The sequence below is a fragment of the Aquimarina sp. RZ0 genome (assembly GCF_008370685.1).
Lineage (GTDB): Bacteria > Bacteroidota > Bacteroidia > Flavobacteriales > Flavobacteriaceae > Aquimarina.
In genome coordinates this window covers 14735-37768 of record NZ_VTZU01000066.1, presented here as the reverse complement: position 1 = coordinate 37768, position 23034 = coordinate 14735, and the positions used below count along the sequence as shown (strand labels likewise).

Sequence of the window (23034 nt, the reverse complement as noted above, 5' to 3'; positions counted from 1 at the left end):
TACAAGAACTAAAAGATTGGTTAAAAAAGTTTGTCGAAAATATGAGCCAGAAAACAATAAAATCTATTGTCGGAAATAAACATTACTTAGATGCTTTTTATGCCAAATAAAAAACCGTAAACCGTATAATAAGAGGTAGCTAAACTTTTTTGATTCTAGCGAACAATAGTGATTTTTCACTCAATAGTAGTGTTTTTTGCACTTCATAGCAGCGCTACGATGTAAGAAAAGACCAAAATTGAGTGAAAAAGGACATTTTTATAGCGAATTGAAAAAAAGTTTAAACCACTTCTAATACAAAATTTTAAAAGTTTAGGTTTTGATTAGTTTTTATTTTTTACTGTAGTAATCAAATAATTCGTATTAATTCTAAAGTCATTTTATGGCTTTCCATATATAAGTCATCCCGGTCTATATGAAACTCTGAAACAAGAGATCAAAAGAAATAATTTTATTCTGCGAATTTTATATAGGAAATGGTGTTATCGTCGAATTCTAGTTTAAACCTAACGAATTCTAGTAAGATAGCGGGTTAATAATCAAAGTAACTTAATTTTATAATAAGATTTAACTTACTATTAAATGAGGGAAATTATAGGTTTTTCTCCCCTCTGTCTAAAAGCTGAATATTTATATCCAAATCAACTATAATGAAACATTTTTTAAGAATTTTAACACTATTTTTATTAATTTATTACTCGTCAAATGCACAATTAGACACTAAGTATTTTGATAAACTAAAAGCTTCAAAAGTAACATCAGATAATTCATTAAACTGGGTGCAGTTCGGTCCAGGTATGTCTGGCTATATTGAATTCTTTTGGTGTCACCCAACAGATCCCAATGTTATGCATATGAGTCCTGATATGTTTAATGTATATGGTTCTTTTGATAGGGGTGAATCATGGCAAACAATAAAGGATTATGATGGATTAGGGAGTGACATGGGAAGAACATATGACATTGAGTTTTCCAGACAAGACCCTAATTTAGGATTTGCAATCGATGAGTTAGGAGGGCTTTTTAAAACAACTAACAAAGGAAGAAGTTGGGTAAAAACTAGTTTTTCATTAGGTAAAATTCATTCTGAAATTGCTGTAGATCCTTCCAACGATAATAATTGGTATATTGGAGCAGGATCTTTTTGGGATGTAAAAACAAACCATAGGACAGCAGCCAAACCCGAAGGAATTCTTAGACGTAATTCTGCTACGGGGCATATCTATAAAAGTACGAATAAAGGAAGTACTTGGAAAAAAATTAATAAAGGATTGCCTAATAACTTAAATGTTGCAAAAATAATTGTAGACCCCAGAAATTCTAATAATATAATCTTGGCAGGAAATACAGGAGTATATAGAAGTATTGATAAAGGAGAAACCTGGGTTCCGAGCAAAGCAGGATTACCAAATAATTTACCAAAGGATATGACTTCTTATTTTGATAAGACTCAAAATAAATTCATCCTTTATCTGGTAGAACAGACAAAATACATAAAGCAAGGAAATACTACCGTATCAAAAGGAGGAATTTTTAAAAGTACTAATAGCGGTAAAAATTGGACATCAATAACAGGGGATCTTGGATTAGATTTAACCAAGGTAACTCATTGGACGACAAGAAGCAAATATAAAAGAGCAGTATCTCATTGGTTAGGGATACCCAAATCTCAGGTAGGTAAATTTCCATCTAAAACATTACAGACATTTCATAGAATTCGGGTAAATCCAAAAAATCCAAAAGAGATTTACATCTCCCATAATACCAAGCATGACTTTTCTTTTGGACCAGCAGAAATATGGAAAACAGAAAATGGAGGTACTACCTGGTTTCCAACTGCCAGATATGGGAAATATTGGAAAACTAACCAGGATAAAAACTATTGGACAAGTAGAAATAAGCCAGTAGGTATGAATACAAGTTTTGCTCACTTACAGCATGAAATGGAAACGGCTGCGGGATATTCAGGGTGTAGAGCTTTAGATATTAATTCAGAAGGAGAAGTGTTTACAAGTATTGAACAACAAGTATTGAAATCTAAAGATGGTGGTAAAACCTGGAAACAGATAGATGATATTGAAACGGCTTCTGGTAGTAAAAATTGGATAGGTAAAGGAGATAGTAATCTGCCAGGAAGATATATGTTGTTAGAAACAGGTGTTTCGGGAAGAAAGCTTTTTTGTAGTGGAGAACACGGTTTGTGGAAGTCAGCTCCTTCTGGAAATAATTCTAATCCAAATGTACAGGCTGTAACACAAATAGAAGGACAGGTAAATAATCCAAAAGCGGCTACTTCTACAGCTTTTGTTGCAGTGCATCCTAAGAATCCTGATATTTTGTATACACTCCAGTTTAGACAAGATAATAGAGATAATTTTAGAAGATCTACTGATGGTGGTAGAACCTGGGAAAACATTTCAACACCTATTGATTATCCAGACACTAATCTATCTAATCATAGGATTTTTCCATATTCTATACTTATAGATCCAGAGCAACCCAAGATTATTTATTTCTGTGTGATCAAAAAAGCACTACAGGAAGTCAATGGAAGTGTTGTTGCTCCAGGCTTTAATAAATTTGGAGTCTATAAAAGTATAGATGGTGGTTTTAATTGGAAAATCATGAATGCCGGATTACCCTCTGGAGGAAGTGTAAGAAGGTTGGCTATGGATCCTAAAAATAGTAATGTGATCTATGCGGCAATGAACCAAAGTGGAAACGTAAGAGGAGGGCTGTATAAAACAACGAATAAAGCAGGTTCCTGGAAAAAAGTTACTATTCCTTCTTCTATTAAGTCTGTTAATAATATACATATAAATAAAGCAACTAATCATTTGTATATTTCTTGTGGCTCTAAATCTGGTAAGGACACAGAGGGAGGGATCTGGAGAAGTAAGAACAATGGAGCTAGTTGGGAAAAAATATTCGACCTTCCATATGTATGGCAAACAGAAACTTCTCCAATTAATCCTGATATTATTATTGCAAGTGCTCCTAGAAATACAAAAAGACCAAATCCAGGGGCATATCTGTCAAGAAACGGTGGTCAAACCTGGATAAAAGTAAATAAAAATTTAGCTCATGCCAATGCGATTACGGATATACGTCCAGATAATATGGATGAAAATGTATTTTGGTGTGCCGGATGGGGAAGTGGATGGTATAAAGGAATTTTGAAAAATGGAAATACAAAAGAAACTTTAAAATTTAATAATTTTCCATCAAAAATATTTCCATCAAAACGTATTGATGTACAAGTAGATTATAACGTTTCGCAGAGACGACAAATCTCTATAGTATTAAATACTCCAGATGGTAGATATGTTACAAATACAAAACAGATTGTTGAGGCTGGATCTGGTTCAGTTATTACCCACCTTAGTTTACCATCCATACCAGAAATTGCAAAAAATTATATAATTACAACAAGTATCAGACCTGTAGGAGGTAATTTTAATTCGGCTGTGCTGAGAAAAAAGAAGACTTTTGATATTGTGACAGAATCTGTTGAGAATACAGCAACATTGTCACCGATACAGGATGCATATTTACAAGGGAATAAAAGATTTAATACTGATATATTACGTATAGAAGCAAATAAAAGGACAGTATACCTAATGTTTGATATTTCTTCTATAAAAGGGACTATTACAAAAGCAGAATTACGATTTACGGTCTATGCCGATGCAGGTAATGGTAATCTTATTATTAATAAAGGAAATGATAATAGATGGACAGAGAATAATATATCAAATTCTAATAAACCAATTAGAGGTCCTCAATTAGGAAATTTAAATATTAATTTTCCAATTGGAAGCGTGAAAACTATTCCGTTAAAAACTGCAGAAATTAATGGAGATAAATTATCATTAATACTCAATGCACTTTCAGGAAATGATTTTTCTTTTGCTTCAAAAGAGAATTCGAAGGTTGCGAAGCCTGAATTGGTGATTACGTATACTTCTAGTAGAGATAATATAGACAATGAGGATGATATTATGATGTTTCCAAATCCTGTATTAAATACATTGAATTTTTCAGGAGAACTCGAAAATAAAACGATTCGAATATTTAATATGTTAGGAGCTTTACAAAAAGAAATAATAATAAGAAAGGGACAGACATCTGTTGATATGAGTGCCATGCAAAATGGTTTTTATATGCTCAAAGTGATAGATATACATGCTGGAAATAAGATTCTACTCACTAAAAAAGTCCTTAAATTGAAATAGCTAAATATATCAGGTTTTCTAAATTAGGATAAAATTAAGAGCTACTATAAATTATTTATATTGATATAAGGTTAAATATAACTGTTCGGTACTATGCATTACTCGCTTTGCCGAACAGTTGTATTATTATTGCTGGTCTAAAAAATACTCGAATAGAAAGCAGGCTTTTTATTGATACCAGTTGTTTTTTACAGTAAATCTAGCAAGTAAATAGTATTCAGTGTTTCTTTTTTATAATCATTCTATATTCTTTAAACCCTTTTCATAGTCATTCTAGATTTTGTATCTTAGAATTCTTTAAAAATAACGGAAATATATAAGTCTTATGGCATTCGATATCGAGATGATAAAAAAGGTATATAGTCAAGTAGCTGATCGCATTAATTCTGCGAGAGAAGTTACTGGTAAACCTTTGACTCTGGCAGAGAAAATTTTGTACTCACATCTTTGGGATGTAAAAACAAAAAAAGCATTCGTGCGTGGAAAAGATTATGTTGATTTCGCGCCAGATCGTATAGCTTGTCAGGATGCAACAGCGCAGATGGCATTATTGCAGTTTATGCAAGCAGGAAAAAACAAGGTAGCTGTTCCTACAACAGTACATTGTGATCACTTGATACAAGCAAAAGAAGGTGCGGCAACAGATTTAAAAAATGCTAATGATACGAGTAGTGAGGTATTTAATTTTTTAGAATCTGTTTCTGATAAATATGGAATTGGATTCTGGAAACCAGGAGCTGGTATTATTCATCAGGTAGTATTAGAGAATTATGCTTTTCCCGGAGGAATGATGATTGGTACAGATTCTCATACAGTAAATGCTGGTGGTCTGGGTATGGTTGCTATCGGAGTCGGAGGAGCAGATGCGGTAGATGTAATGGCAGGGATGGCTTGGGAGCTAAAATTTCCTAAACTAATCGGTGTGAAATTAACAGGGAAGCTGTCAGGATGGACTGCGCCAAAAGATGTGATTTTAAAAGTAGCTGAAATTCTTACGGTAAAAGGTGGGACAGGAGCTATTGTAGAATATTTTGGGCCTGGAGCAACTTCTATGTCCTGTACAGGAAAAGGAACCATCTGTAATATGGGAGCAGAAATTGGTGCTACAACCTCTACATTTGGGTATGATGAATCTATGGAACGGTATTTACGTGCTACCGAGAGAGCAGAGGTGGCAGATGCTGCAAACAAAGTAAAAGAACACTTAACAGCAGATCCAGAGGTGTATGCAAACCCTCAAGAATATTTTGATCAAGTAATAGAGATTAATTTATCTGAACTGGGGCCTTTATTAAACGGCCCATTCACTCCCGACCTGTCTACTGCTGTTGGGGCAGATATGAATAAAAAAGCAAAAACAAACGATTGGCCTCTTGCTGTAGAGTGGGGACTAATCGGTTCTTGTACTAATTCTTCTTACGAGGACCTTTCTCGAGCCTCTTCTATTGCGCAACAAGCATTGGATAAGGGGTTGAAGATGAAATCAGAATTAGGCATAAATCCTGGTTCTGAACAAGTAAGATATACAGCAGATAGAGACGGGATATTAGGAATATTCGAGCGATTAGATGCAAAAATATTTACAAATGCCTGTGGACCGTGTATTGGGCAATGGGCAAGATATAGCGATCCCAAAAATGCACCAAAAAATAGTATAGTTCATTCTTTTAATAGAAATTTTGCTAAGCGTGCCGATGGGAATCCTAATACCCATGCTTTTGTAGCTTCTCCAGAATTAACCGCGGCAATTGCTGTGGCAGGACGTTTAGATTTTAATCCGTTAACAGATAAGTTAATTAATGAAGACGGAGAAGAAGTAATGTTTGATGAACCTACAGGATGGGAATTACCACCAAAAGGGTTTGAAGTAGAAGACGCAGGATATCTGGCACCACAAGAAGATGGTTCTGGTGTAGAGGTAAAAGTAAGTCCGACTTCAGAAAGATTACAATTACTTACACCTTTTGAGCCTATCGGAAATGAAATAAAAGGAGCAAAATTACTGATCAAAGCTTTTGGGAAATGTACTACAGATCATATTTCTATGGCAGGACCGTGGTTACGTTTCAGGGGACATTTGGATAATATTTCTAATAATTGTCTGATCGGTGCCGTGAATGCTTTTGGTAAGAAAACAAATTTTGTTAAAAATCAGTTGACAGGTGATTTTGAAGGTGTTCCGGATGCCGCAAGAGCTTATAAAGCTGCTGGAGTTAAAACAATAGTAGTTGGTGATCATAATTATGGCGAAGGTTCTTCTCGTGAGCACGCAGCGATGGAGCCAAGACATTTGGGAGTGGTTGCTGTAATTGTAAAATCATTTGCACGTATCCATGAAACAAATCTTAAGAAACAAGGTATGTTAGGGTTGACTTTTGTAAATGAGGCAGATTATGATAAAATTCAGGAAGATGACACCATTAATTTCTTAGATTTAGAGGCGTTTACACCCGGAAAGACACTTAATATAGAATTTGTTCACGCAAACGGATCAAAAGATGTGATTGAAGTGAATCACACCTATAATCAATCCCAGATTGACTGGTATAATGAAGGATCTGCTTTAAACTTGATTAAAAAGGAGAATGTTTAAATAGTATAAAAAAGCATCAAATATATAAAACTCTCAAAATATAACTTTTGAGAGTTTTTTCTTTAAATGAGTTTACATTATTGAGGAAAACAATCTACACTCACCAATACGCAGTGCTGAAATTGAGGAGGAAGTTGTTCATATTGACGACAAGTAACTATTATAGGCCCATTGTAGGCGGAGCATTGACTTCCACCATTAATTTGTAGTTGATCAGATTTTGATAGGACTTTGCCTAAATTAGAAAGTGTGTTTTTCATTTGTTTTAGTGTAATAAGCCTGAACGTGACATAGCTCTCAGGATATGAGCATTGTAGTAAAAATACTGTTTTTTCCCTTCATTGTGTTATGTGAGTTACATATATTTATAATCGTTATTTCCGCAACTTTTTTATTTTGAAGTGTTAACGAAAGCGGGCAAATTTTAATGAAGAGTTTTAAGTCAAAAAAGGAGTATAAATTAGCATTTCTTTAGCAATCACTTTCAGAATAGAAGCGCACTTTCTAGTTGACTGTACAGAGGTTTTTGCTTTCTCAATACTAAATTCTAATTCGTTTGTAAAATGCTTATTTTTTTAAAAAATGTACAGTAAGATTTGTAAATTTGCGTATATGATACGCCAAAATATAAGAGTAGCAGTAGATGCAGTGGTTTTCGGATATAAAGATAGAAGACTTAATGTGCTTTTAATCAAAAGAGATATAGAACCATTTAAAGATTCTTGGGCATTACCCGGAGGATTAGTGCTTAATGATGAAAGTCTTGAAAATGCTGTAGAAAGAGAATTAAAAGAAGAAACTAATGTTACTGTAGATTATTTAGAGCAGTTATACTCTTTTGGTAGTCCAGAAAGAGACCCTAGAAATCGGGTAGTGAGTGTCACCTACTTTTGTCTGGTGAAACCAGAACACCACAATATCAAAGCTGATACAGATGCTAATGATGTAGCTTGGTTTGCTATCAATGAGCTCCCGAAGTTAGCATTTGATCATACAATAATTCTGGATATGGCTAAGAAAAGATTACGTAATAAACTCATTTATGAACCAATAGGTTTTGATTTGCTAGCAGATAAGTTTTTGTTTTCTGATCTTGAAAAACTCTATATGACAATTCTGGACAAACAAATTGATCGTAGAAATTTTAGAAAGAAGATTTTAAGTTTTGAGATTTTAGAAGAACTGAAAGAAAAAGTTTCTAATGGGCGAGGAAGACCGGCAAACCTTTTTAAATTTAATCAGGAACAATATTTTAAACTTAAAAAAGAAGGCTTTCTTTTTGATATAAAATAATTGTAATCAATACACTTTGATCCGTTCCTTAGAAAAATACTTGCGGATAAAAATAAATGCTGAATTCTAAAACGTGGAATTCAGCATTTTGTATGTTTTTGAATAAAAAATTAGTTTGCAATGATCATTTTATTGGTTTTAATTATTTTTTCATTTACAATTAACGAATAAAAGTAGATACCTGCGTTTAATGTTCCTTTTTGGAAATTAACTTGTTTTTGATCTTTTTTCAGCTGAATTTTTTCTATGGTTTTTCCGGTAATATCCGTAACCTGTATGCTGCCAGAGATAAATCCGGGAGCTAGTTGTATTGAGAATACTGTTTGATCCCGGAAAGGATTCGGTGAATTAGATAGTAACTGATTGTTTTTTTTTGCGATTGATTCAAAATCTATTTGTGAAGATTGTGCTCCAGGCATCATATTCTCTTGTTTTTTGTAATCAATAGCACAGGCGCCTTTAAATTGTGGAATATCTATTTTTTCTCTATCAAGAGTTTTTGCTACTATGGACTCTATAGAAGAGCGTGTTGAAATAGATGTATCCAGTAACCAATCTACAATATGAAAACCGGGAGCGCTTGAACTATCATAAGATGATAATTTTAACCGTGAGTTATTTCCATTAGACCATATCATTCGGGTATTGTTGCCATCAGTTTGTAACCAGGATCGTCCTCGTCCGGGTAAAGGAGTATCAGGGCTAATTGTGTATAATTGAAAATCGTGCCCTTCCGTATCATCTCCTCTTAGTGTAGTGTTTCTACTGTCATTTTGCCCATTATGAATCTCCCAAAGTGTACCACTGGCATTTGTAACTGCTATATCATCTCCAGACCGTCTACTTTCTATTCTTCCATTGTTTCCTCTTAGAATGATGCGATTATCTTTGGGAAGATGGTTTGATTTTGTTTTTACTCTCCATACTTTTATTCCACTACCAGAGACCTGATTGTCAAACCCCCAGGTAGGAGAGCTTGCTTGTTGACGCGCTTCTAGCATAAAGTATTCATTAGTACCTTTTGAAGGATCATAAAGAATGACAGGTCTTTTGGCATCTGTAAGCGCGTTTCCGGCCAATGTATTTGCATTTACAACCATACTACCTCCTCCATCGGTAATTTGATATATCCTGGGTTCAACCCATCCTAGTCGCATTTTGTGATAGGAATCCATATTTATAGACCAGGTATCATCCTCTCTGGATGTAATAGTACCACTCATAATAGTTGAAGATTGATTGAGTCTGAAACGAGCTCCGTATAAATCAATAGTTCCTAAAGAATGAGAAATTTCATGAACTAATGTTGCAAATCCGGTGCCTTCTCCACATACTGCGACACTTCCTCTATATGAATATCCACCTCTAAAATTAGCATTACCAGACCATCGATTGGCTCCACTATCCGCAAAAGAAGCAGGATGTGTTGCTGTTGTTCCCGAAATGGGAATGTCTGCTCCCATTATTACAATCTGTAGCTCATCTGCCGTAATAATTTTATCACCATTGGTATCATAACGACTGAAATCAAATCTTGCTCTTGAAGAGGCTAATTCAATGATTTTTGGAATATCGTCCTCCCACCTTCCTGTAACACCTGGGCAAAGAGAATTCCCATTAAACATTCTTCGGCCAGAACAATTGAGTAAAGATTCATTGATAGCAGTTCTGGGATTATCTTCCATAGTAACGGTAACAATATCAGCTTTATGAAACGTAAAATTATTAAAGGAATTTTCTTTAAAATATTCTCGGACTGATGGATTGCCACTTCCCATACCAGTACCAAAAAACATGGTGTCATAATATGATGTAGTGTGCGGGTTATGAAACCTCATATCACTATATTGATTACGAATGACTAATAATGGTCGGCTGCCTCTGGCTTGTTTTCCATTGACTGTCATAGTACCATAACCAAACTGGCTTGCTATGGAAGATGGGAGTTCTTCTGCTCCACGTTTCCAATTAGAACCTCCAAAACCACCGGTAACCGCACTTCGGGTAATTTCATTTTTATTCCGTACAAAGAGGGTGAGCGTCCCACGACCACCAGCGTTTCCTTTAGGGATATCACTCCAGTTGAGTTGTATTGTATTTCCCGTTCTGGTACCTACGGCGACATTTGCCCATCCGGGTATTCCTGAGCTATAATTACGTTCACCAAACCAGACTACGGTATTTCCAATTTGCCGGATGTAATAAGAACCATTGTCGTTTCCTCTCCATTTGCCGTTCAGAATATTTTGATTGTTAATAGTATGAAAACCGGCTGGTCTGGTTCCGGGGAGACTAGTGGGGCGAGTAGTTTTGGACCATAAAGACCCTCCAAAACCACTACCACCAGTTTTTGATAAAGAAGTTCCTGTAGGGTTTATAGCTAAGCTGAGGGTACCTGTACCTTGAATTCTCCCTTTTGGGACATCGTAAAATTGTCCCGTAATTTGATATCCGTTAATACTTCCTTTAAAAACATTTGCCCAACCACCACTGGGATGTTCACCAAACCAATAGACATCCTGTCCGGTTTGTCGAATATAATAATGACCGCCATCATCGCAGGTATAATAACCACTTATATTAGGAGCTGATAAATCAAAAGCAATGATATTAAATTTTGCATTAGAGGGAATGGTGGTCAGATCTTCATTATAGAGTTTCCATCGCCCTCCATTATACCAAACACCTACCTCATGAGGATTATATGGACCGTTGGTTCCCCAGTTATTAGTGGCAAAAACAAAAGAGCCTGGCCTGTTATTGGTATCAAAATCATTAAGGGTAGTAATATGGCTGGTCGAATTAGATGCAGCGGTATGTATAAAAGACTTTGTGTGATCTACAATAATATTGAATTTTGCGCCCACAGGCATGGCATTGAGATCTTGATTAAAAATTCTCCATTTTCCGGCATAATAATATACCCCAACACTATGTGGATTGTAGGTAGAAGTCCAAAATTGGGTAAGTACAATTTTGGCAGAGGGCTTATTATTTGTAGCTGGATGATCTATCGTAGTGATATGATTGTTAGTGTTAGCGCTTGTCGAGCTATGAATAAATACACGCGTATCTGCTGGTGTTTGTGTAAGTACATTAAATGTAGTATTGGTATCAATGGTAGCCCTGTTCTGATTAAAAATTCTCCATTTTCCACCATAATAATACACGCCAACAGGAGCAATGTTGTATGGGCCTGATCCGTAATCGTGTGTTACAAATAATATGGCATTAGGTCTGTTATTCGTTCTTGGATTGTCTATAGTTGTGACATGTCCCGAAGTATTTGTAGAAGTAGCTATATGCTTAAAAGTTGATGGTTGTGCATATACTAATGTCCCAAAAAATAAAGCCAATACTGCAGTTAGTGACATTGTATGACCAAAACTCGTAAAAAGTGAACTCAAATTTTTCATAATTTTTTATGGATAAAAGGTTTGTTAAGAAAATGATTGATACATGCTTTAGTGAGACTTTTAGGTAAAAGGTAAACATCGGGTGGTTTGAAAAGTATCATAAGGTTTTATTGGTTGTTTGATGAAAGAGTTTTATAGAACAAATAATATTTTAATGTATTTTTTACGCAAAATATTTTGTTGTAAGATTTTTCTGTTTTAAATTTGCGTAAAAACAACACAATTATGAGGTATTTACATTTAGATCCATCCTTTACACCTTTTGGCGAATCACTTGCATTTATGTCTTTTGTATTTAATGGAGGAGAACCCCATATTAAAATTACTGAAGAGCATATTGGAGAAGAAGTAACTATTACGCATCGATTAAATTCTTTTAATGATGTAGGATTGTTATTGGTAGCTACTGATGCGTTACGGAGGATGGATGTAAAACAGATTACTGTATTAATCCCTTATTTTCCTGCTGCAAGGCAAGATAGGGTGATGGTTTCTGGAGAATCATTAAGTGTTAAAGTATATGCAGATATTATAAATGCTCAGAACTATAATAAAGTGTTAGTTTTTGATCCTCACTCTGAGGTAACGCCGGCATTATTGAATAATGTAGAAGTAATCCAGAATTATGAATATGTAAAGCAATGTTTAGCGACAATAGGAGAAGAAGTGTTATTGATATCACCAGATGGAGGAGCTTTAAAAAAGATTTACAAAGTATCAGAATATCTCGGAGGAATAGCAGTAGTAGAATGCTCCAAAAGAAGAAATGTGAAAACAGGTCAGTTATCCGGTTTCAGGGTGTATGAAGAAGATTTGGCAGCTAAGCACTGTGTCATTGTAGATGATATTTGTGATGGTGGAGGAACTTTTTTAGGGTTGGCGACTGCATTAAAAGAAAAAAATGCAGGAAAATTAAGTTTGGTGGTCAGTCATGGAATCTTTAGTAAAGGATTTGAGGAATTGACCGAATCTTTTGATACCATTTTTACTACGGATTCTTTTAGAGATATAGAAGAGGGGAAGGTTGTTCAGTTTTCGGTGATTTGATTAGTAAAGTAAAGAAGAAATTAAAATGAAAACGTTGTTAGAAAATATTAGAGGAGGAATTCTTGGTGTAGCAGTTGGAGATGCATTAGGCGTTCCATATGAGTTTCTGGATAGAGATCAGATGGATAAAAAACCTGCAAAGGATATGATTGGTTATGGAACTCATAATCAACCAGAAGGGACTTGGTCTGATGATAGTTCACTGACTTTCTGTTTAATGGAAAGTTTATGCAAAGGTTATGACCTTTTTGATATAGCATCAAAGTTTTGCGCTTGGTTTTATGAAAATTTATGGACTCCGAGAGGGCTTGTTTTTGATATTGGTATTACTACAAAGGATGCGCTATATCAATTTAAGAGAGGAATGACACCTGATTTATGTGGGGGACTAGATGAATATTCTAATGGTAATGGTTCTCTGATGCGCATTTTACCACTTGTATATTACCTAAAAGACGAAAGTGATATTAATATAAGGTATGATATCATAAAAAAAGTGTCTTCAATAACCCATGGTCATCTGAGATCTGTTTTTTCATGTTTTATATATGTAGAATACGCATTATTGTTACTGCAAAATAGAGATAAGTTTGAAGCCTTTGAGGTTATTAAAAGACCAATATTAGATTTTGCAATTCAAAATGATTTTAATCCTAAAGAAATAACATTGTTCTCTAGAATTTTGGAAGAAGATATTTCTAAACAAAACCGGTTTGATATCCAGGGTTCCGGATACGTGTTAAAATCATTAGAAGCTGCTTTTTGGTGTTTACTTACATCAACATCTTATGAAGAATCTGTGTTGAAAGCAATTAATCTTGGAGAAGATACTGATACTACAGCTGCTATAACAGGAGGATTATCAGGATTGTATTATGGATATGAAAGTATTCCTGAGACATGGAAGTTTCAGCTGGCTCGGTTTGATGATATAGAAGGTTTAATAGAACGATTTAATAAAAGTTTACTTTAATCCTATATCTGTTCGAGAGCTTTGTAATAATAGAATGAATACAAAATGTATCGAGAACGATAATTGATGAATAAAAGAAATGATGAAATACACAATACAAACACTTGCAAGAAGAATTCAATAAAGGAAAGAGTCTAAAAACATCTATGCTTTTGGGGTCGCACGCCTAATAAACCTGGAGATGCTTTGTTATTTCATCATCCATTAAGACACGAAGGAAAACAAATTATATCGGGAGTAAAATATGTTTTAAGAACAGATATTATGTATGAATTCATCTTGTGTTAATGGTTTTCAACCGAAAAGTTTGTCTTTCGTACTATAATGAGGCATTTTTTTCAGCATAGCCATAGCTAGAGTTAAAAAAACCAACAAAATTAGCCTGCAAAATATAAATTTTGTAGGTCAAAACATTATCTCAAGATGAGTTCTATAAATCAAATTAAAATGATTACAAAAAAAGAAAGATTTCTTGGTTCACTGTTTTTAGGCATTATTGGTGATGCTATAGGGAGTGGGTTTGAGAATATTTCAAAAAAACTTCAGAAACCAAAACTTTTTATCCTTTTGGTAAACCCGAAAAGAAAATCCCCGAATGGAATATCATTGATGATAATCAGTTAATTATAGCGACTTGTGAAGCATTATTGAAAGACCCTGATCTGGATCCAAAAGTTTTATCAGATTATTTTGTTTCTTATTTTGCTAAAGGTACTATTAGAGGAATAGGTGCTTCAACCTTAAAAGCATTTAGAGAACTTCAACTGGGAGTAGACTGGAGTCAATCAGGAAGAAGAGGAGAGTATGCTGCTGGTAATGGTGCTGCTATGAGAATCGCACCTATAGCATTTTTTGAAAATATTCCCAGAGAGCGAATAGAAGAAATATGCTCGATAACGCATAAAAATGTTGAAGCTTATATTGGAGCTCTGGCAGTACTTGTTTCCATTCGAATCATAAAATCTAAAATATGGAAAGATAGCCACGACCTTCTTCAATTGGTCGCAAATGAATTACCAGATTCTAGAGTTAGAGATAGAGTGATGGAATTAAGCGTTGCGGATAGTCAAATTTCTATTCAACAAGTGGCTGTCATGTATGGGAATGATGGCTATGTAGTGAATTCTGTACCTTTTTGTATTTTTTCAGCTAGTAAGATTAAGACAATCCCGATTGGTCATATTTTTGATGAAATAATAGAGAGTGGACGAGATACTGATACTAATTGCTCCATAACAGGGCAGATTTGTGGCGCCCATTTAGGAATAACAAAAGTTCCGGTTTTATTCTTGGAAAAACTCCAAAAACTACCTGAATATGAATGGTTTTCAGGAATTGTAGAATTATTGGCTCATAAAATATAACCAAAATGAGAACACTAGTACTAGGAGATATACATGGTGGATACAAAGCACTAATACAGGTTTTAGAAAGAGCAAAAGTTGCATCAGAGGAAACTTTGATCTTTTTAGAAGATTATACAGATGGCTGGAGTGAATCTGCACAGACGATTCAAAAACTAATAGAATTGTCAGCATCCAATGAATGTGTGTTTATTAGAGGGAACCGCGATCTATGGTGCGGATTATGGTTGGCTAATGGTGTAACAAACCCGATTTGGCTGGCTCATGGTGGAAAAGAAACAATACAAAGTTACATACAATCGGGGGTATTTGACTAATTCCTCTCATAAAAAATCTTTTTGGAAACGATGCAAAATTATTATGTAGATCATAAGAAAAGACTTTTTGTACACGCCGGATTTACCTCTATGCACGGAGTTGGTAAAGAAGAATATGAATCAAATTATTATTGGGATCGAACATTATGGGAAGCAGCCCTATTAGTAGATAAAGTAGCTGCAAAAACATTAAGTGATATCCTTACCACACCGCAAAGATTAAATCATTACCGAGAAATATATATCGGACATACGCCAACGACTAATTACAAAATAGGTATTCCTATAAAAGCTTATAATCTATGGGATGTAGATACAGGAGCTGGGTTCAAAGGAAAGTTAACTATACTGGACATAGATACAAAAGAATTTTGGAAAAGTGATTCTTTACCAAGTCTTTATCCAGAAGAAAAAGGTAGAAATTAGGATTGTTTTTAGAAAATTTGATACCTTGATATTAGCAAAAAAATTGGAGGATTGAAAAAAATAATTTATATTTGCGTATAATTAACGCAAAATTATAAATTTATGAATCCACTTTTATTAACAGATGGTTACAAACTAGGTCACAGAGAACAATATCCGGAAGGTACCACTTTGGTGTATTCCAATTGGACTCCTAGAAAAAGTAGGATCGATGGTATTGATAAAGTAATATTTTTTGGACTACAGTACTTTATCAAAGAATACATTATAAAACGTTTTAATGAAGATTTTTTTGGTCAACCAAAAGAACAAGTTATTATAGAATACAAGAAGTATGTTGATCATTATCTCGGGATTGATTATGACATATCTCATATAGAGGCATTGCATGATTTAGGATATTTACCTATACAAATAAAAGCCTTACCAGAAGGAACAGAAGTCCCTGTAAGAGTTCCTATGTTTATATTGGTTAATACAAAACCGGAGTTCTTTTGGCTTACAAATTATTTAGAAACTCTTCTGTCTAGTGTTATTTGGCAACCATGTACATCTGCCACTATCGCCAAACAATATCACAAGATTTTAAGTAGTTATGCATTAGAAACGGATAAACAGCATGTAGAATTTGTTAGCTGGCAGGGACATGATTTTTCTATGAGAGGAATGTCTGGTACAGAGTCAGCTGTATTGAGTGGAATGGGACACGCGCTCTCGTTTTCGGGAAGTGATACATTACCTGTTGCAAAAGCATTAGAAAGCTATTATAATGCTGATGTGATCAGAGAATTAGTAATTGGTAGTGTTAATGCCACAGAGCATAGTGTAATGTGTGCAGGTAGCAAAGATGATGAGATTGGAACTTTTAGAAGATTGTTACAAACATATCCAGAAGGAATTTTATCTGTTGTTTCTGATACCTGGGATTTATGGAAAGTTCTTACTGAATATTTACCAAAACTTAAGAATGAAATCCTCGCGAGAGATGGTAAATTAGTAATCAGACCAGATTCTGGAGATCCTGTAGATATTATATGCGGATGTACACATAAAAACCCAGTCGTGACAAAAGGAGTTATAGAATTGCTATGGGATGAATTTGGGGGGACAACAAATGATCAGGGCTATAAAGTCCTAAACCCAAAAATTGGAGCAATCTATGGAGATAGTATCACCATAGACAGAGCTACTCAGATCTGTGAAGGACTCAAGGAAAAAGGGTTTGCATCCACTAATGTAGTATTGGGGATTGGGAGTTTTACATATCAATATAATACCAGAGATACCTTTGGTTTTGCAATGAAGGCTACCTATGTAGAAGTACAGGGAAAAGGAAGAGAAATCTTTAAAGATCCGATCACAGATGACGGAACCAAAAAGTCAGCAAAAGGTTTGGTTCAGTTATTTGAAGAAAATGGAGAAATTAGATTTAGAGATCAGGTAACTCCTGAGGAAGAGAAATTAGGTTTATTGCAGACAGTTTTTAAAGACGGTGTACTTACTGTAGATGATTGTTTATCCGCCATTAGAGAACGACTTTTATGATAATGAGTCCAGAATAAGCTTTTTTTTTTGAATAGAATTCCTAAAAGTAAATTTTTAGGAATTTTTTATGATTTAAAAACTAGGGAGATTTTTAAGTAAGCTGTTATTATAGTACAGATGTTAGGTTTCATAAAGTGAATTAGATTCACAGCACCTTTTTGTAAGTTTTGTCGTTTAATAACGACATTTCATTAGTTATGAATTATTTAATATTTGAAATAACATAAAAAAACACGATCATCATGAGTACAATTTGGTTTTTTGAGGATGCCAATCTCTTCAAGGTTTTATGTCCTCACAAATTTAAAAAATTTAAAAAAGATCACGACTTCGATGCCTACAAGAAGAGCGACTATATTTACTTAGAACAAGATTCAGCTAATAAAATATACCTTATAGAAAAAGGTAAAGTTAAAATAGGGTATTATTCAGAAGAAGGTAATGAAATAGTAAAATCAATTCTTACCCGGGGAGAGCTTTTTGGAGAAAAGGCTATTCTGGGAGAAGATAAAAGGACAGAATTTGCTCAATCTGTTGATAATACTACTTCAATTTGTTCCATCGGAGTTGATACTATGTATGATCTGATGAGAGATAATCAAACTTTTAGCTTAAAAGTCTATAAATTTATTGGGATGCGTGTCAAACGTTTAGAAAGAAGGTTGCAGCTCCTGCTTTTTAAAGATACTAAAACGAGGCTTATAGAGTTTTTGGACGAACTTAAAGAGGATTTTGGGTATTGCTGTCCCAATACTGGAGATACTGTGATTCAACATCCATATACGCAGAGAGATATTGCAAATTTAATAGGTACATCTCGTCCCACGCTTAATATTATCCTGAATGAACTGAAAGAGTCTAATCAGATTGATTTTAATAGAAAAGAAATCAGGCTCAAAAGTGTTGCTTAATGTTAGCTAGCTAACAATTTAAAAAGTTTTATATAAATAATTTTGTCCGATCAAAATTAATAAAACAAAAGCAATGTTTAAAAAAATTATTATGGGAACTTTGGCAATAGGATTAATTGCCACTTCCTGCTCAGATGACGATGATTCTGGAAACGTAGTTACCGAGTCAGATTTATCTTTAGATCTTAATGGATTAGAAAATCTAGGGGATAATTACTTGTACGAAGGATGGGTGATTGTTAATGGAAACCCAGTGTCTACGGGAACATTTTCAGTAGATGATTCGGGAGTATTATCCAGCACTACATTTAGTGTAAATACCGAAATGCTAGAAGCTGCAACAGCTTTTGTATTATCGATTGAACCAAATCCAGATCCGGATCCTACTCCTGCAGCAACTAAACTTTTACGCGGAGAGTTCGGTACTGGTGATGCTGCGAGTATGGCAATAGTTGGTCTTGATCCAGTAGGTGATTTTACAACGGCTGAAGGAACTTTTTTCTTAAGAACTCCTACAGACGAGGATGTTCCTGGCGGAGCTGCAAATAATATGAATGATCAATATGGAGTTTGGTTTGGTATTCCCGGAGCGCCACCTACTCCTAGTTTAATATTACCTGCTTTGACAGGTTGGAAGTATGAAGGATGGGTAATAGGAGATAACGGTCCAATATCCACAGGAACATTTACTGAATTTGGAATAAGAGATGATAATGCAGAAGATCCAAATGGATTTAGCGAAACGGTTTTTGCCGGACCTCCACTTCCAGGTGAAGATTTCTTTAGAAATGAACCTATGGGAGTTATGTTTCCTTTAGATATAAGAGGCAGAACTGTAGTTATTTCGGTAGAACCATTTCCGGATAACTCACCAGCACCGTTTTTGCTTAAGCCACTAATAGGTATGGCGGGTATGGATACAGCGCCTACATCATATAATTTTGAACTAAAAATGGATGATTTTCCAACAGGAAGTGTATCACGATAGTTCACTGTTGTTTTTTTGTTAGTTTAAAGCGCAATCGTAGATTGCGCTTTATTAATTTATATACTTTTGTAAGAAGGTAGTTTTTTATTGACTAATAGAACTATAATACCATTTTGGTGTTAAAATACTCAAACTAATAAATAACTTGAGTTCAATTCTTAATGTAGAAGATTGAAAACAGTCAATACGAGACATCCAGTAAAAATTGTATCCAGTGTTTAAACTGAGATGAGCAGAAAAGCATAATCAGAAATGTTCAAGGAATTAGGAGTTGAAATTGCATATAAAGAAATGACTTACAGAATGTGTCAATAGTAGTACTTAGACTAAAGGATAGTATAGAGAGAATAGGTTTTTAAATCCAAAATGCTTGTTCTCGATACAAAATTCTTATTAGAATTTCACTCAAACTGACGCGCTTGAGCATAATCAAAAACTCTGATTAAAAAAGAACTAATTTTAATGAGTAATTTTAAATCAGAAATAATATAACATATTAACACGTTATTTTTATGAAGCTTAACAAGAAGAATACATCTAATGTTATTTTTGCGATTGTATTACTGTTGTTTTTTATCCCAAGTACCAGAGGGATGATGCAGATTTTTCTTACCAGAATATTTTCTTTTAGCCCCAGTATAGTTAATGAAGATGAACGAAAACAGGTAACGACTTATGACTGGAAACTACATGGTGTGAATACAGAATCTATAAACTTTAATACAGCCAAAGACAAAGTTGTACTACTTAATTATTGGGCTACCTGGTGTCCTCCATGTATTGCAGAAATGCCTTCTCTACAAGAATTATACAATGATTATAAAGAAAAAGTGGTTTTTGTTTTTCTTACGCAAGACGATGATCCGGAATTAAACAAATTTATGGACGATAAGGATTATGATTATCCTATTTACAGATCCTTGTCAGATCATCCGGCGCCTTTTGTTAGTAAAACAATACCCGCAACGTACTTGATTGATAAAAAGGGAGCTATTATTGTTAATAAAGTAGGAGCTGCCGATTGGAATACAGATAAAGTAAGAGAGACGATTGACCAGTTATTGGCAGAGTAAATCATTGTCGCCTGAAATACTTAAAGGGGACAAATAACATCCCAAAACATTCTCCTTTATGTTTACCAAGATGTTTATGATGTATTTTATGGGCTCTTCTTAGTCCTTTTGCATACCAATGATTTGTATTTCTAAATAGTTTAAACCGTTGATGAATAAATATATCGTGAACCAGAAAATAAGCGATACCATATGCTAAAATACCAAAACCAATAGGTTCTCCGATCGGGAATGTAGTTGGATTATGTAGCATAATACAAGACATACTGATGACCGCGTAGAATACAAAAAAAAAGTCGTTTCGTTCCCACCAGCTACTATGTTTTTTATAATGATGATCTTTGTGCAGAGACCATAAAAATCCATGCATTACATATTTATGGGTAAACCATGCCATAAATTCCATACCACAAAAAGTGATCAGAAAAATTGATATCCAGATAAGAACACGCATAGGAATAATACTATTTTCTAAACAATATTTTTAAATTAGGTTTAAGCGATAATCAAAATAAGATTTGGCTAATAATCCAAACTTTTGATAATTAGGAACTCTAATCCGGGTATTTTTGATATCAACAGATGGTGTAGCTTTTAGTTTATTTAATAGTTTTTTATAGTAGATATATGCAGTATATACTCCAAACTTTGCTTCTGGAGGTAATTTCATAATCCCTTCGAATCCTTTATTAAAATCGTTCTGTATGTCATCAATTATTTTTTGTTTCGATACTTCATCTAATTGTGCCAGATTAGTATTAGGGAAATAAGTACGACTCAGGTCTTCAAAATCAGCTTTCAGATCACGTAAAAAATTAACTTTCTGGAAAGCCGAACCCAGGTGCATAGCACTTTCTTTTAAATTTTCATATTTCTTACTATCTCCCTTAACAAAAACTTTAAGACACATTAACCCTACCACATCTGCAGAACCATAAATATATTCTTTGTATTCATTATCAGTAAGATATGCCGTTTTATGAAGGTCTAATCGCATACTTTTCATAAAAGCTTCATATAATTCAGGTTGTATATTGTATTTATGTACGGTTTCCTGAAAAGAATTAAGAATAGGGTTTAAACTAATCTTATTTTCAATGGCTTTATACATTTCAATCTCAAAATCATTAAAGAGACTTTCTTTATCATACTCATGAAAACTGTCTACAATCTCATCGGCAAACCTTACAAAACCGTAAATATTATATATATCTTGTCTGATATCATCAGATAACATTTTGGAGGCTAATGAAAATGATGTGCTATAAGAAGTAGTTACTATTTTACTACAATTATGAGAAACGGAGTCAAAAATTATCTTCATGATTTAATGAGTATGATTTAATCGTTGTTTGCTAGACAACTGTTCTTTTTTTGATAATCTGAATTGTGATTCTATAATTCCTGCAACCAATTTACCAGAAATAAGGGATGGGGGTACTCCTGGTCCGGGTACAGTAAGCTGACCAGTAAAAAATAGATTTTGCACTTTTTTACTTTTCAACTTAGGTCTTAAAAAGGCTGTTTGTAATAGAGTATTAGCCATTCCGTATGCATTTCCTTTATATGAGTTGTACTCTTTTATAAAGTCTTTAACACAAAAGGATTCTTTAAATATAATATTATTTTGTACGTTTTGATATGTTAAATCCTCAAAACGAGTTATTATTTTGTTAAAATAAAGCGCTCTTAGCTCTTCAGTATCTTCCAGTCCTGGAGCTAACGGGATCAGAAAAAACCCGTTTTCTTTGCCTTTTGGTGCAGATCCATTATCCGAAACTGAGGTGAAGTTCGCATAAAAAAGAGGCTCATCAGGCCATTTAGGTTGATCATAAATATCTTTGGCATGCATATCAAAATCTGTATCAAAGAATAAATTATGATGATGAATGTTCTTTAATTTTTTATCAAATCCTACATAAAATAGTAAGGAAGAAGGGGCAAATGTCTTTTGATTCCAGTATTTTTCTGAATATTGCCTGTATTCAGGATCCAGTAATGTTTCGCTATGGTGGTAATCAGCACCACTTAATACGATATCAGCATCTATTTTTTTAGAAGAAGTAACAACGCCTCTGGCTACGCCATTTTCTACATTGATTTTTTTAATCGTTGTATCTGTATGAATTTTAACGCCAAGAGACCTGGCTAATCTTTCTATTCCTAAAATTACCTGATACATTCCTCCTTTTGGATGCCACGTTCCTAATCCAAAATCAGCATAATTCATAAAATTATAAAAAGCTGGAGTATTACTAGGTTTGGCACCAAGGAATAGAACCGGGAATTCTAAGATTTGTATTAGTTTTTCATTTGTAAATTCTTTTCTTACTTCTTTTGAGATTGTACTAAAAAATTGTCCAACCTTTTTAATGGTTGTTGGAGTCACTAATTCTAATGGAGAAATTCCTGGCCGATATACAAAATCTTTAATTGCAACATCATAATTATTTTTAGCAGCCAGGATAAACTTTTTTAGTTTTTCAGAACTTCCTTTTTCTTCTAGTTCAAAAGCGGCATATATCTTTTCGAGTGTATCTTCTATCGTAATACTCTCATGATTTTTAAAAAAAACTTTGTATGCAGGGTTTAGTTTCTCTACTGAATAGAAATTCGAGACTTTATGATTAAAATCGTTAAAAAATTTCTCAAAAACATCTGGCATCCAATACCATGAAGGTCCAATATCAAATGTGAAACCATCTTTTTTTAGCTGCCTTGCTCTACCACCGATTGTGTGATTTTTTTCGCAGATAGTAACATCATAACCCAATTGTGCCAGATAGCACGAAGCAGATAGAGAAGAAAAACCAGAACCAATGATGATTATTTTTTTAGACATAAATAAATTAT

Annotated in this window: 17 protein-coding genes; 13 read left to right on the top strand and 4 right to left on the bottom strand. The window is 34.1% G+C overall.

The window, feature by feature from the left end; genetic code table 11:
- Positions 1–650 precede the first annotated feature (650 nt).
- The 3 genes from F0000_RS20880 to F0000_RS20870 all read left to right on the top strand — a co-directional run bounded on the left by F0000_RS20880 (position 651) and on the right by F0000_RS20870 (position 8121).
- Positions 651–4235 (top strand): T9SS type A sorting domain-containing protein, encoded by a 3585-nt coding sequence (locus tag F0000_RS20880; RefSeq protein WP_149626666.1) that lies wholly within the window; start codon positions 651–653, stop codon positions 4233–4235.
- A gap of 325 nt (positions 4236–4560) precedes the next feature.
- Positions 4561–6828, top strand: a complete 2268-nt coding sequence (locus F0000_RS20875; RefSeq protein ID WP_149626665.1) for an aconitate hydratase — start codon at positions 4561–4563, stop codon at positions 6826–6828.
- 612 nt (positions 6829–7440) lie between these two features.
- Entirely contained in the window at positions 7441–8121 is a 681-nt protein-coding gene (locus tag F0000_RS20870; protein ID WP_149626664.1) for an NUDIX domain-containing protein, read from the top strand.
- 110 nt (positions 8122–8231) lie between these two features.
- Here the strand turns inward: F0000_RS20870 and F0000_RS20865 are convergent, their stop codons facing one another.
- Positions 8232–11537 (bottom strand): T9SS type A sorting domain-containing protein, encoded by a 3306-nt coding sequence (locus F0000_RS20865; protein ID WP_149626663.1) that lies wholly within the window; start codon positions 11535–11537, stop codon positions 8232–8234.
- A 225-nt stretch (positions 11538–11762) separates the two neighbouring features.
- Here F0000_RS20865 and prs point away from each other — a divergent pair, with 225 nt between their 5' ends.
- The 10 genes from prs to F0000_RS20820 all read left to right on the top strand — a co-directional run bounded on the left by prs (position 11763) and on the right by F0000_RS20820 (position 20181).
- A complete protein-coding gene (gene prs / locus F0000_RS20860) occupies positions 11763–12584 on the top strand; it encodes a ribose-phosphate diphosphokinase (protein WP_149626662.1) in 822 nt (273 codons plus the stop codon).
- A 25-nt stretch (positions 12585–12609) separates the two neighbouring features.
- Complete coding sequence (locus F0000_RS20855) at positions 12610–13557, top strand: ADP-ribosylglycohydrolase family protein (protein WP_149626661.1); 948 nt, start codon at positions 12610–12612, stop codon at positions 13555–13557.
- A gap of 447 nt (positions 13558–14004) precedes the next feature.
- On the top strand, positions 14005–14181 hold the full coding sequence (locus F0000_RS27875; protein ID WP_188112205.1) for a hypothetical protein: 177 nt from the start codon (positions 14005–14007) through the stop codon (positions 14179–14181).
- Entirely contained in the window at positions 14145–14921 is a 777-nt protein-coding gene (locus F0000_RS20845; protein ID WP_149626660.1) for an ADP-ribosylglycohydrolase family protein, read from the top strand. Before F0000_RS27875 ends, F0000_RS20845 begins: the two co-directional genes overlap by 37 nt.
- 5 nt (positions 14922–14926) lie before the next feature.
- The gene (locus F0000_RS28650; RefSeq protein WP_368668125.1) at positions 14927–15238 is read left to right on the top strand and encodes a metallophosphoesterase; all 312 of its coding nucleotides are present in this window, start codon (positions 14927–14929) and stop codon (positions 15236–15238) included.
- Between the two features lie 30 nt (positions 15239–15268).
- Positions 15269–15664: a hypothetical protein gene (locus F0000_RS28645; protein WP_368668124.1), complete on the top strand. Its 396-nt coding sequence runs from the start codon at positions 15269–15271 to the stop codon at positions 15662–15664.
- 102 nt (positions 15665–15766) lie between these two features.
- A complete protein-coding gene (locus F0000_RS20835; protein WP_149626659.1) occupies positions 15767–17209 on the top strand; it encodes a nicotinate phosphoribosyltransferase in 1443 nt (480 codons plus the stop codon).
- Between the two features lie 242 nt (positions 17210–17451).
- Positions 17452–18120, top strand: coding sequence for a Crp/Fnr family transcriptional regulator (locus F0000_RS20830; protein ID WP_149626658.1), 669 nt, complete (start codon positions 17452–17454; stop codon positions 18118–18120).
- Positions 18121–18193: 73 nt separating this feature from the next.
- Entirely contained in the window at positions 18194–19108 is a 915-nt protein-coding gene (locus F0000_RS20825; protein ID WP_149626657.1) for an anti-sigma factor, read from the top strand.
- 512 nt (positions 19109–19620) lie between these two features.
- Positions 19621–20181 carry a TlpA disulfide reductase family protein gene (locus F0000_RS20820; RefSeq protein WP_149626656.1) on the top strand — a complete coding sequence of 187 codons (561 nt, stop codon included), beginning with the start codon at positions 19621–19623 and terminating at the stop codon, positions 20179–20181.
- Between the two features lies 1 nt (position 20182).
- Here the strand turns inward: F0000_RS20820 and F0000_RS20815 are convergent, their stop codons facing one another.
- The 3 genes from F0000_RS20815 to F0000_RS20805 are packed head-to-tail and all read right to left on the bottom strand — an operon-like array spanning position 20183 to position 23023.
- Positions 20183–20635: a sterol desaturase family protein gene (locus tag F0000_RS20815; RefSeq protein ID WP_149626655.1), complete on the bottom strand. Its 453-nt coding sequence runs from the start codon at positions 20633–20635 to the stop codon at positions 20183–20185.
- A gap of 30 nt (positions 20636–20665) precedes the next feature.
- Complete coding sequence (locus tag F0000_RS20810) at positions 20666–21505, bottom strand: phytoene/squalene synthase family protein (protein ID WP_149626654.1); 840 nt, start codon at positions 21503–21505, stop codon at positions 20666–20668.
- A gap of 3 nt (positions 21506–21508) precedes the next feature.
- Complete coding sequence (locus F0000_RS20805) at positions 21509–23023, bottom strand: NAD(P)/FAD-dependent oxidoreductase (RefSeq protein WP_149626653.1); 1515 nt, start codon at positions 23021–23023, stop codon at positions 21509–21511.
- Positions 23024–23034 lie beyond the last annotated feature (11 nt).

What these genes read in the sequence shown, in the direction of transcription:
- F0000_RS20805 (WP_149626653.1), bottom strand. Translation starts at nt 23,023, where the DNA reads ATGTCTAAAAAAATAATCATCATTGGTTCTGGTTTTTCTTCTCTATCT.
- F0000_RS20820 (WP_149626656.1), top strand. Translation starts at nt 19,621, where the DNA reads ATGAAGCTTAACAAGAAGAATACATCTAATGTTATTTTTGCGATTGTA.
- F0000_RS20880 (WP_149626666.1), top strand. Translation starts at nt 651, where the DNA reads ATGAAACATTTTTTAAGAATTTTAACACTATTTTTATTAATTTATTAC.
- F0000_RS27875 (WP_188112205.1), top strand. Translation starts at nt 14,005, where the DNA reads ATGATTACAAAAAAAGAAAGATTTCTTGGTTCACTGTTTTTAGGCATT.
- prs (WP_149626662.1), top strand. Translation starts at nt 11,763, where the DNA reads ATGAGGTATTTACATTTAGATCCATCCTTTACACCTTTTGGCGAATCA.
- F0000_RS28645 (WP_368668124.1), top strand. Translation starts at nt 15,269, where the DNA reads ATGCAAAATTATTATGTAGATCATAAGAAAAGACTTTTTGTACACGCC.
- F0000_RS20815 (WP_149626655.1), bottom strand. Translation starts at nt 20,635, where the DNA reads ATGCGTGTTCTTATCTGGATATCAATTTTTCTGATCACTTTTTGTGGT.
- F0000_RS20825 (WP_149626657.1), top strand. Translation starts at nt 18,194, where the DNA reads ATGTTTAAAAAAATTATTATGGGAACTTTGGCAATAGGATTAATTGCC.
- F0000_RS20865 (WP_149626663.1), bottom strand. Translation starts at nt 11,537, where the DNA reads ATGAAAAATTTGAGTTCACTTTTTACGAGTTTTGGTCATACAATGTCA.
- F0000_RS20875 (WP_149626665.1), top strand. Translation starts at nt 4,561, where the DNA reads ATGGCATTCGATATCGAGATGATAAAAAAGGTATATAGTCAAGTAGCT.
- F0000_RS20810 (WP_149626654.1), bottom strand. Translation starts at nt 21,505, where the DNA reads ATGAAGATAATTTTTGACTCCGTTTCTCATAATTGTAGTAAAATAGTA.
- F0000_RS20835 (WP_149626659.1), top strand. Translation starts at nt 15,767, where the DNA reads ATGAATCCACTTTTATTAACAGATGGTTACAAACTAGGTCACAGAGAA.
- F0000_RS20855 (WP_149626661.1), top strand. Translation starts at nt 12,610, where the DNA reads ATGAAAACGTTGTTAGAAAATATTAGAGGAGGAATTCTTGGTGTAGCA.
- F0000_RS20870 (WP_149626664.1), top strand. Translation starts at nt 7,441, where the DNA reads ATGATACGCCAAAATATAAGAGTAGCAGTAGATGCAGTGGTTTTCGGA.
- F0000_RS28650 (WP_368668125.1), top strand. Translation starts at nt 14,927, where the DNA reads ATGAGAACACTAGTACTAGGAGATATACATGGTGGATACAAAGCACTA.
- F0000_RS20830 (WP_149626658.1), top strand. Translation starts at nt 17,452, where the DNA reads ATGAGTACAATTTGGTTTTTTGAGGATGCCAATCTCTTCAAGGTTTTA.